Annotated in this window: 11 protein-coding genes; 4 read left to right on the top strand and 7 right to left on the bottom strand. The window is 64.8% G+C overall.

Features of this window, described 5'->3' with window-relative positions:
• Genes AC1DPX_RS03935 through AC1DPX_RS03925 form a run of 3 tightly spaced genes read left to right on the top strand, consistent with a single transcriptional unit; the run spans nt 1 to nt 3,727 of the window.
• Nucleotides 1–1,350, top strand: coding sequence for an aminotransferase class III-fold pyridoxal phosphate-dependent enzyme (locus AC1DPX_RS03935; RefSeq protein ID WP_477234709.1), 1,350 nt, complete (start codon nt 1–3; stop codon nt 1,348–1,350).
• A gap of 35 nt (nt 1,351–1,385) precedes the next feature.
• Entirely contained in the window at nt 1,386–2,708 is a 1,323-nt protein-coding gene (locus AC1DPX_RS03930) for an aminotransferase class III-fold pyridoxal phosphate-dependent enzyme (RefSeq protein ID WP_477234707.1), read from the top strand.
• Complete coding sequence (locus tag AC1DPX_RS03925; protein ID WP_477234705.1) at nt 2,705–3,727, top strand: phosphotransferase enzyme family protein; 1,023 nt, start codon at nt 2,705–2,707, stop codon at nt 3,725–3,727. The genes AC1DPX_RS03930 and AC1DPX_RS03925 overlap by 4 nt, the downstream gene beginning before the upstream one ends.
• Before the next feature lie 29 nt (nt 3,728–3,756).
• Here AC1DPX_RS03925 and hpaH read toward each other — a convergent pair whose 3' ends face one another.
• Genes hpaH through AC1DPX_RS03900 form a run of 5 tightly spaced genes read right to left on the bottom strand, consistent with a single transcriptional unit; the run spans nt 3,757 to nt 8,347 of the window.
• Nucleotides 3,757–4,563 (bottom strand): 2-oxo-hept-4-ene-1,7-dioate hydratase, encoded by an 807-nt coding sequence (gene hpaH, locus AC1DPX_RS03920; RefSeq protein ID WP_477234703.1) that lies wholly within the window; start codon nt 4,561–4,563, stop codon nt 3,757–3,759.
• A complete protein-coding gene (locus AC1DPX_RS03915; protein WP_477234701.1) occupies nt 4,560–5,426 on the bottom strand; it encodes a fumarylacetoacetate hydrolase family protein in 867 nt (288 codons plus the stop codon). Before AC1DPX_RS03915 ends, hpaH begins: the two co-directional genes overlap by 4 nt.
• 8 nt (nt 5,427–5,434) lie before the next feature.
• The gene (gene hpaD, locus AC1DPX_RS03910) at nt 5,435–6,415 is read right to left on the bottom strand and encodes a 3,4-dihydroxyphenylacetate 2,3-dioxygenase (RefSeq protein WP_477234699.1); all 981 of its coding nucleotides are present in this window, start codon (nt 6,413–6,415) and stop codon (nt 5,435–5,437) included.
• A gap of 15 nt (nt 6,416–6,430) precedes the next feature.
• Nucleotides 6,431–7,948, bottom strand: coding sequence for a 5-carboxymethyl-2-hydroxymuconate semialdehyde dehydrogenase (gene hpaE / locus AC1DPX_RS03905; protein WP_477234697.1), 1,518 nt, complete (start codon nt 7,946–7,948; stop codon nt 6,431–6,433).
• 12 nt (nt 7,949–7,960) lie between these two features.
• Complete coding sequence (locus AC1DPX_RS03900) at nt 7,961–8,347, bottom strand: 5-carboxymethyl-2-hydroxymuconate isomerase (RefSeq protein WP_477234695.1); 387 nt, start codon at nt 8,345–8,347, stop codon at nt 7,961–7,963.
• Between the two features lie 184 nt (nt 8,348–8,531).
• Between AC1DPX_RS03900 and hpaR the strand changes: the two genes are divergently transcribed.
• Nucleotides 8,532–8,960: a homoprotocatechuate degradation operon regulator HpaR gene (gene hpaR, locus AC1DPX_RS03895; protein WP_446721158.1), complete on the top strand. Its 429-nt coding sequence runs from the start codon at nt 8,532–8,534 to the stop codon at nt 8,958–8,960.
• Nucleotides 8,961–8,964: 4 nt separating this feature from the next.
• On the opposite strand, the gene AC1DPX_RS03890 is transcribed toward hpaR, so the two are convergent.
• Together AC1DPX_RS03890 and AC1DPX_RS03885 are read right to left on the bottom strand one after the other, a co-directional pair.
• On the bottom strand, nt 8,965–9,474 hold the full coding sequence (locus AC1DPX_RS03890; RefSeq protein ID WP_023667825.1) for a flavin reductase: 510 nt from the start codon (nt 9,472–9,474) through the stop codon (nt 8,965–8,967).
• A gap of 6 nt (nt 9,475–9,480) precedes the next feature.
• Nucleotides 9,481–11,025: a 4-hydroxyphenylacetate 3-hydroxylase N-terminal domain-containing protein gene (locus AC1DPX_RS03885; protein WP_477234693.1), complete on the bottom strand. Its 1,545-nt coding sequence runs from the start codon at nt 11,023–11,025 to the stop codon at nt 9,481–9,483.
• Between the last annotated feature and the right edge of the window lie 10 nt (nt 11,026–11,035).

Below are 11,035 nucleotides of genomic sequence, written 5' to 3'. Positions count from 1 at the left end.
ATGCGCGACATCAATTTCCTCACCGAGACCAATGCCAAGCCGATCTGGCATCCGATGGCGCATCCGGCCGAGATGCGGGCCAATCCGCCCAAAGTGATCATGAAGGGCGAGGGCGTCAGCGTCACCGACATCGATGGCAAGAGCGTGCTCGACGCCGTCGGCGGCCTGTGGAACGTCAATCTCGGCTACAGCTGCGACCCGATCAAGAAGGCGATCGCCGACCAGCTCGGCGCGCTGCCCTACTATTCCGGCTTCCGCGGCACCTCGACCGGGCCGTCGATCGAGCTCGCCTACGAACTCGCCGAATGGTTCGCGCCGGAAGGCATGGTGCGGACCTTCTTCACCTCGGGCGGCTCGGATTCGGTCGAGACCGCCCTGCGGCTGGCGAGGCAATACTGGAAGATCCGCGGCCAGGGCGACCGCACCAAATTCCTGGCGCTGAAGAAAGGCTACCACGGCACGCATTTCGGCGGCGCGTCGGTCAATGGTAACGCCAATTTCCGCCGCAACTACGAGCCGCTATTGCCTGGGGTCTTCCACATCCCGGCGCCCTGGACCTTCCGCAACCCGTTCGACGAGACGGATCCGGCGCGGTTGGCCAAACTCTGCGCCAAGGCGCTGGAAGACGAGATCGCCTTCCAGGGTGGCGACACCATCGCCGCTTTCATCATGGAGCCGGTGCTGGGCGCCGGCGGCGTCATCGTTCCGCATGAAAGCTTCATGCCGCTGGTGCGCGAGATCTGCGACCGCCACGAAATCCTGCTGATCGCCGACGAGGTCGTCACCGGTTTCGGCCGCACCGGCGCCTGGTCCGGCTCGAGACTAACGAACGTGAAGCCGGATTTCATGACCATCGCCAAGGCGATCACCTCGGGTTATTTCCCCCTCGGCGCGACCTTGATCGGCGCCAAGGTCGCCGATGTCTTCGAGGCCGACAAGACCAGCTTTGGGTCCATCGGCCATGGCTACACCTATTCCGGCCACCCGGTCGGTTGCGCCGCGGGGCTGGCAGCACTTGCCGAGACCAAACGGCTTCGCCTGAACGAGAACGCCGCCGCGCGCGGCGTCGAGCTAGCGGCGGTGCTGGAAGGGCTGAAGGCCAGGCACGCCATCGTTGGCGATGTCAGGTACAAGGGCCTGATGGCGGCGCTGGAGCTGGTCTCGGACCGCGCCACCAAGAAGCCGACCGACAAGAAGACCATGGCCGTGGTCTCGGAGGCGGCCTATGAAGCCGGCGTCATGCTGCGCGTCTCCGGCAACAACATCATCCTGTCGCCGCCGCTCATCATAAGCGCCGCCGACGTGGCGAAGATCGGCGAAGCGCTGGATGCCGGCCTGTCGAAGGTCTGACGGGTCGACCGACGCAACGGAGTTTCGATACAGACATGCCACATCCGCAGAAGAATCCGCCGCATGGAACGCAGGCCGAGGAGACGCTGATCAGCCGGCGAGGCCGCCTGCTCGGCGCGAAATCGCAATTGTTCTATGACGAGCCCGTGCATCTGGTGCGCGGCGAAGGCGTCTGGCTCCACGATGCCGACGGCCGCCAGTATCTCGACGCCTACAACAATGTCGCCCATGTCGGTCATTGTCATCCGCATGTGGTCGAGGCGCTGTGCCGGCAGGCGAGCCTGCTCAACACCCACACGCGCTACCTCCACACCGCCATCCTCGATTATGTCGAGCGGCTGACCGCGACTTTCGATCCCAGCCTCTCCACCGCCATCCTCACCTGCACCGGCAGCGAGGCCAACGACATCGCGCTGCGCATGGCGCAGGCGACATCAGGCCAGATGGGCATCATCGCCACCGACGCCACCTATCACGGCAACACCACGGCGGTCTCGCAGCTCTCGACGCGCATGCCACCCGTCGGCGGCCGTGCGCCCTATGTCCGGCTGGTGCCGGCGCCCGACAGTTTTCGCCATCCCGACGCGATGGCCGACGGCAAGGCGTTTGGCGACGCCGTGCGCCAAGCCATTGCTTCGCTGGCAAAGGACGGCATCGGCCTGTCCGGCATGATCCTCTGTCCGCTGCTTGCCAATGAAGGCTTTCCGACGCTGCCCAGAGGCTTTTTCGACGACGCCGTGGGGGCCGTGCGCGAGGCGGGCGGTCTCGTTATCGCCGACGAGGTACAGCCCGGTTTCGGCCGCACCGGCAGCCATTTCTGGGGCCACCAGCGCGCCGGCTTCACCCCCGACATCGTCACCATGGGCAAGCCGATGGGCAATGGCCACCCGGTCGCCGCTGTCGTCACCACCTCGGAAATCCTGGCGACATTCCGCAATGCCTTCCGCTACTTCAACACCTTCGGCGGCAATCCGGTCTCCTGTGCGGTCGCCAATGCCGTCCTCGATGTTCTGGAAGACGAAAATCTCGTCGCCAATGCGCGCGATGTCGGCGCCTATGCGCTCGGCCTGCTGCGGCCGCTGGCTGACCGGCATGGCTGTATCGGCGAGGTCAGGGGCGCCGGCCTGTTCTTCGGCGCCGAGCTGGTCCATGACCGCGAGACGCGCGCGCCCGCGCCCGAGATTGCCGGGCGCGTCATCAACGCGATGCGTGACCGAGGCGTGCTGATGGGCAAGACCGGCATCCACGGCAATGTGCTGAAGATCCGTCCGCCCATGCCGTTCTCCCGCGCCAATGCCGAGCTTTTGATCGGCACGCTCGACGAGGTGCTCGGAGAAATCGGCGGAGTGCCGGCGTGAAGGCGGTTTCCGCACGATCCGAGCCCGAGAAGGAGGCGGATGTTACCGCACTTGCCCGGCACGCGCTCGAACATTGGGGCGTCCACGACTGTGAGCCTGAGCTGCTGAAATACCGCGAGAATGCGGTCTTCCGCGTCCGCCTGGGCGATGGTCGGCCAGCGGCCATGCGCATCCATCGGCTTGGCTACCACACCGACGTTGCGCTGCGCTCGGAGCTGCAATGGATGGGTTTTCTGCAATCCGCCGGTATCGCCACGCCGTCTCCGGTGCCTACACCCGCCGGCGATCTGTTCGTGCTTGTCGGCACGGCCGCCTCAGGGCCGCCACGCCAGGCCGATTGTCTAAGCTGGCTAGATGGCCGCGCCGTCGGCGCGCGGGGAGTACCCCTGACCTACACGCCGGAACAGACGAGGCAGGTCTTCACGGCGATCGGCCGAACCATCGCGAAGATGCACAATATCAGCGCCGGTTGGACCCCGCCCGCCGGCTTTGCCCGCCATGCCTGGGATTTCGAAGGCTTCTTCGGCGCGAACCCGACCTGGGGCCGTTTCGAGACCTCTCCCTTTCTCGATGGCCCGCGCCGCGAGCTCGTTCTGCGGGCACGTGACAAGGCCGTGAAGGCGCTCTCGGCGCATGAACGCAGCACCCGCAATTTCGGCATCATCCATGCCGATCTGGTGCGCGAGAACGTGCTCATCCATGACGGCGCGGTGCGCATCATCGACTTCGACGATTGCGGCTTCGGCTGGCACATGTACGACCTCGCCGTTGCTCTGTACCAGAATCGCGAGGAGGCGATCTATCCAATGATCGAAGCCGCCCTGCTCGACGGCTACCGGCAGGAGCGGGAGTTGACCGAGCAGGATGTCGCCGCGCTGCCGCTGTTCGCCGCATTGCGCGCCTTCGCCTTCCTCGGCTGGGTGCAGAGCCGCGTCGAGGGCGACATCACCAGGGAGGTCGGCCAGCGCATGTCCAACATCGCCGCCGATGTGGTGATTGCCTATTCGCGCAGCTCATAGGGCGCCGACAAGGGCTGTCGGCAGAGCCGTCAGCCCTTGGCGAAATGAATGCTGACCGTTCCCGAACTGCCGAAATCGGCGACGATCGTATCGCCGGGCCGCGCTTCGACCGGGCGCACGAACGAGCCCGACAGCACCACTTCGCCGGCGGCGATCGACATGCCGTAACGCGCGAGCCGGTCGGCCAGCCAGACAATGCCCATCGCCGGATGGTTGAGCACGCCGGCGCCGAGCCCGGTCTCCTCGACTTCGGCATTGCGCGAGACGATGGCGCCGATCCAGCGCATGTCGGCTTCGTCGGGCCGCTGCGGGCGGCCGCCGATGACGATGCCGGCATTGGCGGCATTGTCCGAAATCGTGTCGAAGAAGCTGCGCGCCTTCTTCGTCTCGGCATTGACGCGCTCGATGCGCGTGTCGAGGATTTCCAGCGCCGGCGTGATGTAGTCCGTGGCATTGAGCACGTCGAAGAGGGTCACGCCTGGACCCTTGAGCGGCGCCTTCATGACGAAGGCGATTTCGGCCTCGACGCGCGGCTGGATGAAGCGTCCGGCCGGAACCGTCGCGCCGTCGTTGAAGAACATGTCGTCGAACAGCACGCCGGAATCCGGCGTGTCGATGGCCAGCGCATATTGCATCGCCTTGGAGGTCAGCCCGATCTTCCAGCCCTTCGGCTTCAGCCCGGCATCGGTCTTGCGGTTCACCAGCGCCGCCTGGACGCGATAGGCATCCTCCATGGTCGCTTGCGGGTAATCGAGGCTGAGCAGCCGGATCTGGCGGCGCGAGCGCTCGGCCTCGAACAGCCGGTTGGCGGCATCCTCCACTTGCTCGGGGGTCATGAAGCTGCCTCGTCGACGACGCCGTTCCTGAGCACGCCGATGCCGTCGGCCTCTACCTCGATCACATCGCCCGGCTTCAGCCAGACCGGTGGGTCGAAGCGGGCGCCGGCGCCGGTCGGCGTGCCGGTGACGACGATATCGCCTGGCACCAGCGTGGTGAAGGTCGAGACATAGTTGATGATCTTGCGGAAGGAAAAGATCATCCGGCTGGTGCGGTCCTGCTGGCGTAGCTCGCCATTGACGCGGGTGGAGAGAGCGATGTCGGCGATCTGCGCCTCGTCCATGAAGGGCACCAGCCATGGGCCGATCGAGCCGGTACGGTCGAAATTCTTGCCTTGCGTGACGTTGAACTTGGCATGCCGCACCCAGTCGCGGATGGTGCCCTCATTGCACAGCGATAGCGCGGCGATATGGCCGAGCGCTTCGGTCTCGGCGATGCGCCGACCACCCTTGCCGATGACGATGACGATCTCACCCTCATAGTCGAGCTGCGGCGATTCCGGCGGACGCACCAGCGGCACGTTATGGCCAACGAAGGAGCGGGGGAAGCGGATGAACAGCGACGGATTTGAAGGCGCGGCCTGCCCGTCCTTGTACTCCTCGTTGCGGTCCGGGTAGTTGACGCCGACGCAGATGATCTTTTCCGGCGACGGGACGGGAATGTCGTAGACGATGCCATCGAGCGGGAAATCGGCGGCAAAGGCCTCGGCCTCTTCCGCCAGCCGCCGCAAGGCGCCGGCCTCGATCACTTCGCGCAATGTCGGCCACTGGCTGTGGCGGGCCGACAGGTCGATGACACCCTTGTCGCTGACCGCGCCATAGCGGGACTTGCCTTTGATGGTGAAGGTGGCGATCCGGTTCATGGTGCTGCTCACGGCGCCACAATTGGCGACGCCGTCATGTCCGGTTGCCGCGCGGTCGCGCCCGCAAAGCTGCTGCCCTCCTCGAACCAGCTTTTCGGCGCCGGCGCGCCCCACAGCGTCTGCCGCTGCGGGTCCTTGAGGTCCCATTTGATCGGCTCGAGGTCGGGATCGACTGTCTGGTAGTCCGAACAATAGATCTCGATGCGGTGGTTGTCCGGGTCTCTGATATAGAGGAAGAAAGCGTTGGAAATGCCGTGCCGGCCGGGGCCGCGCTCGATGTTCGGCAGATAGCCGGTCGTTGCCATCAGGTCGAGCAGGTCGATGATGTTGAGCGGTGTCGGCACCCAGAAGGCGACGTGGTGCAGGCGCGGGCCGATGCCGTTGGTGAAGGCGATGTCGTGGACCCCGCCCTTGCGGTGCGTCCAGGCCGCCCACAGCTTTCCGCTCGAGGCATCCTCGGTGTATTCGGTCACCCGGAAGCCGAGCTCGTTGTAGAAGGCGACAGACTCGTCGACATTGGGCGAGAAGCAGTTGAAGTGGTCGATGCGCAGCGGCTTCACGCCCCTGTAGAGCGCGTATTTCTGGTGGATCGGCGGCAGCCTTTCCATCTGCGCATAGAATTCGAGCGGAATGCCGTGCGGGTCGCGCGTGCGGAAGGTGCGCGACTGATAGGGTCGCTCGACCCAGTCCACTGGCAGGCCCTTGCCCTTGAAGAAGTGCGCGGCCTTGTCGAGGTCCTCGTCCGAAAACACCTTGAAGCCGAGGTCGCGCGCTTCCGGTGTCGATGCCTTGCGCAGCACGATGCAATGATGGCCACGTTCCTCCATGGCCCTGAGGTAGATGGCGCCTGACGTCTCGTCGGTGACCTGCAGGCCGAGCGTGTCGACATAGAAGGCGCGCGACCTGGCAAGGTCGGTCACCGCCAGCTCGACATGGCTGAGGCGCACGATGTTGAAGGCCGGATAGAGGTTGGGCTTGGGCAAGGGCATTCTGATCTCCTCCGGTCAGCCGCCGAGTTTCTGGATCGCGTGCGCTGTCGTCGCGAAGGCGATGTTCTTCGTCTCCATGTAGAAGTCGAAGGAATGGTCGCCGCCGTCCCGGCCGATACCGGAATTCTTGACGCCGCCGAACGGCGTCGGCAGATGCCGCACATTCTCGGAGTTGACCCAGATCATGCCGGCATCGAGCGCATCGGTGAAGCGGAAGGCCCGGGTCACGTCGGATGTCCAGAGATAGCCGGTCAGGCCATATTGCGTGTCGTTGGCGAGCGCCAGCGCTTCCGCCTCGTCCTTGAAGGCGATTGCCGTCAGCACAGGCCCGAAAATCTCTTCCTGGGCTATGCGCATCCGGTTAGTGGCGCCGGTGAACAGCGTCGGGCTGACATAGCAGCCGCCACCCGGGCCCGCGAACTTGCCGCCGCCGGCGGCAACCACCGCGCCCTCCGATCTGCCGATCTCGATATAGGACAGCACCTTTTCCTCATGCACCGGATGGATCAGCGGCCCGACCACGGTTTTCGGGTCGAGCGGATGGCCTATTGTGATGCGCTTTGCCTTCTCCGCCACCAGATCGGTGAACTGGTCGTAGACCGAGGCTTCGACGAGAAGCCGCGACGACGACGTGCAGCGTTCGCCATTCAGCGAGTAGATCATGAACACCGCCGCATCCGCGGCGCGTTCGAGGTCGGCATCGGCGAAGACGATCACCGGGTTCTTGCCGCCGAGCTCGAAATGCACGCGCTTCAGCGTGTCGGCGCCCTGTTTCATGATCATCGAACCCGTGCGGCTCTCGCCGACAAAGCCGATCGCCTTGATGTCGGGGTGCTCGGTCAGCGCCTTGCCGGCGTGCTCGCCGAGCCCGTTGACCAGGTTCCACACGCCTTTCGGCAGGCCGGCCTCCTCGGCGATCTCGACCAGCAGGCGCGCCGTCAGCGGCGAGAATTCAGCCGGCTTATGAACCACCGTACAGCCTGCAGCCAGCGCCGGCGCGATCTTCCAGGTCGACAGCATGAACGGCGTGTTCCAGGGCGTGATGATGCCGACCGGGCCGATCGGCACCCGCGTGGTCATATTGATCTGGCCTGTCGTCCGCAGCGTCTCGCCGTCACGCGCTTCCGGCGCGCGGTCGGCGAAGAAACGGAAATTCTCCGCACCGCGCAATGCCGCCTTGGCCATGAATTTCAGCGCCTGGCCGGTGTCCATGCATTCGACGAAGGCGATCTCCTCGGCGCGCGCTTCGATCGCGTCGGCGATTTTGTGCAGCAGCTTCTTGCGCGCTTCGCCAGGCATCGCGGCCCAGGCCGGGAATGCCGCCTTCGCCGCCTTGGCGGCGCGGTCGATGTCGGCGGCGCTGCCGCGCGCGACCCTGGCCAGCGGCTTCAAGTCGGTAGGCGACAGCGTCTCGAAGGTCGAGCCGTCGGCGGCCGGCACCGCCTGGCCGCCGATCTGGTTCAGCACGCCGTCTTTCTTGAAACGGGTGAGATACGCCTCGGCCTTTTTTAGATTGCTTTCGAGATCGGACATGTCAGTCTTCCGTCACTTGCCACGCAGCCGCGGGTGGATTGCATTCTTCTTCCAGCTCAGCACCGGATCGATTTCCCTGATCTCCAGCGACAAGGCGAAATGCGGGGTCTCGAACAGCGTGGCCAGATATTTGCTCACCGCCGCGAAGATGGCCTCGCCGGTTCGCTTCTTGTCCTCGACACTGCGGCCCGTCCCAATGCGAAAGGACATGTCGAGAAAGGCATTTTCCGGCAGATTGTCGGCAATGGCGTAGGCCTCGGCACGAAAGGCCCGCACCCGCACCGCGCCGATCTCGAACAGCCCGGTGTCGAGCACGGTGCGCGCCACCAGCGCGCACAATTCGCCCATGTCGACCTTGGCATCGAGATTGGCTGAATACTCGATGGAGAAGTGAGGCACCGCGTCTCGTTCCCTGGAACATTGCTTTGTTGTAATTAACGCGTTAATTACATGCGATATCGCCGAAGTCAAGCCTTGCATCCGGCCTGAGGCGACGATACGGGATGACGGTGACCGGCTTTAGGGCAAGCGCTTGGCAAAGCCCTCGCCGCCGGCCGCAAGCCTGCGCTGGAGAAAAATTCACTTGCTGCCCGAGAACACCCGCCGCTCCTTGCCAATGGCGCTGCTTCATGCCCGCGAAGTGGTGATGGCGCGGTTTCGCCCGATGCTCGCCGCGCATGACGTGACCGAACAGCAATGGCGCGTGTTGCGCGTGCTGAGCGAAGCCGGCCCCGTCGAGGCGACCGAGCTTGCCGATCGCGCCTCGGTGCTGCCGCCCAGCCTGACCCGCATCATCAAGGCGCTCGAGGGCCGAAGATTCATCACCCGCAACAAGGCGGAAGGCGACGGCCGCCGCGTCGTGCTGACCATCGCGCCGGCCGGCTCCGCCCTGATCGACGCCTTGTCCCCCGAGCGCCGCGTCATCTACGACGACATCGAGCGCCGCTTCGGCCATGAGCGGCTGGAGCAGCTGCTCGATCTGCTGGAGACGCTGATCGACGGCGAAAGCTGAGGCTTCACCCACCAAAGCTCCCCAGCCGTGTCGGCTGCGTATAGTTGCGGTCGACATAGAGCAGCGCCGAGCCGCCGCTGCCGTGCCGGACATCGATGACGCGGCCGATCATGACATTGTGCGTGCCGACGATATGCACGTCCTCGATCTCGCAGTCGAAATTGACGATCGCGTCCGACAGTGCCGGCGTGCCCGAGGTCAGCGTCTGCCAGCGCGCCGCCGAATAGCGGGCCTCCATGTCCCTGGTCGCGCCGGCAAACTTTCCCGCCAGATGCATATGGTCATGCGTCAGCACATTGACGCAGAAGCGCCGGTTGGCGAGGAACATGGCGGCCTGCGTCGAGCGGCCGTTCATGCACACCAGGAGCGTCGGCGGCTCGTCGGAAACGCTGCACATGGCGGTGGCGGTGAAGCCGCCGCGCCCCGCCGGGCCGTCGGTCGTGACAATGTTGACCGGTGCGCAGACCCTTGCCATGGCGTCGCGGAAATCGGCCTTCGAAATCTGCGTGGCCATGAGAGGTCACCCCGCCGTCGAGGTCAGCGGCGGCAGCCAGGTGTCGCCTGTCCAGCCATTCTCGTCATAATCGGCCATGCAGGTGTCGACCAGTTCCTCCATCGCCTTCAGCCGGCCGCCGCGTTCGGCGCCCTTCAATACTTGCAGCCGCACTTCTTCCGGCGCGCCGGCATAGTTCAGTTCATAGAGCGCGTGGCGGCCGCCGAACTCGGTGCCGGTCGCGTCCCACAAAAGCTTCATGATCTTGATGCGCTCGATGTGGCCCATATCGTTGGAGCCGCGCACATATTGCGCGAGATACTTGTCGATCTCGGGATTGTTGAAGTCGCGCACCGAGGACGGCAGGTAGATCAGCCCCGAGGCGATCACCCGGCGCACCGTGTCGATGACGCGCGGATAGGCTTCCGACATGAAGGTGCGGTAGGCGAGTGCGGCGTCGAGATTGGGCAGCACCGCGCCATTCGCCCACGGGATCGGATTGTAGGCCATGGCATTGGAAAAGCTCCAGAACATGTGCCTGAGCGCGATCACCTCGCCAAGTGCGGCCTGGTTGCCGCGGAAGGCGTCGCCGCCGGTGGCCCTGAGCGCCTTGGCCAGCAGACCGGCAAGGAAGTCGAGCTTGACGGCAAACCGCGTGCAACCCTGGAAGCAATAGCCGTGCATGAAGCCCGACGCCGGATGGAACGACAGGATCTTTTGCGCGTCGCGCAGCACCAGCACGTCCTCCCAGGGGATGAAGACATTGTCGAGCACCAGGATCGCGTCGTTCTCGTCGAAGCGCGACGACAAGGGATAGTCGAAGGGCGCCGCAACCGTGTTGGCCGTCTGCTCGTAGGAGACGCGGCAGAACATCTTTATCCCCGGCGCGTTCATCGGCACGATGAACATCACCGACAGCGACGGATCCTCGGTGACCGTCGCCGAGCCCTGCGCCAGGAAATTGTAGTGCGTCAGCGCCGACGACGTCGCCACCACCTTGGCGCCTGAGACATAGATGCCGGCATCCGTTTCCTTGGTGATGTGGACGAACACGTCCTTCACCTGTTCGGCCGGCTTGTGGCGGTCGATCGGCGGGTTGACGATGGCATGGTTCATGAACAGCACGGCTTCCTGCGCTCTGCTGTGCCAGGCAAGCGCATTGTCCTTGAATGGTCCGTACCACTGCGCATTGGCGCCGAGCGTGTTCATCAGCGCCGCCTTGTAGTCGGGCGTGCGCCCCATCCAGCCATAGGACATGCGCGACCATTCGGCGATCGCCGTCTGCTGCGCGGCGAGTTCGCCCGAGGATCTGGCGACGCGGAAATATTTGTGGGTGTAGCCGCCCGAACCGGTGTCGGTGGCCGAGGTCAGCGCGTCGCGCCGCTTCGGATCATGCAGCGCATCGTAGAGCCGCGCCAGCGACCGCACGGAATTGCGCATTGCCGGGTGCGTGGTGACGTCAACGACGCGTTCGCCGTTGATATAGACCTCGCGGCCGTCGCGCAGGCTCTCCAGATATTCGGCCCCGGTGAACGGGCGCGCTTTGTCGGCACGAAAATCTTCTGACCGCATGTTGTTCCTC

It is taken from the genome of Mesorhizobium sp. 01N446 (genome assembly GCF_056399285.1).
This window is presented reverse-complemented; position numbering and strand designations above follow the sequence as displayed.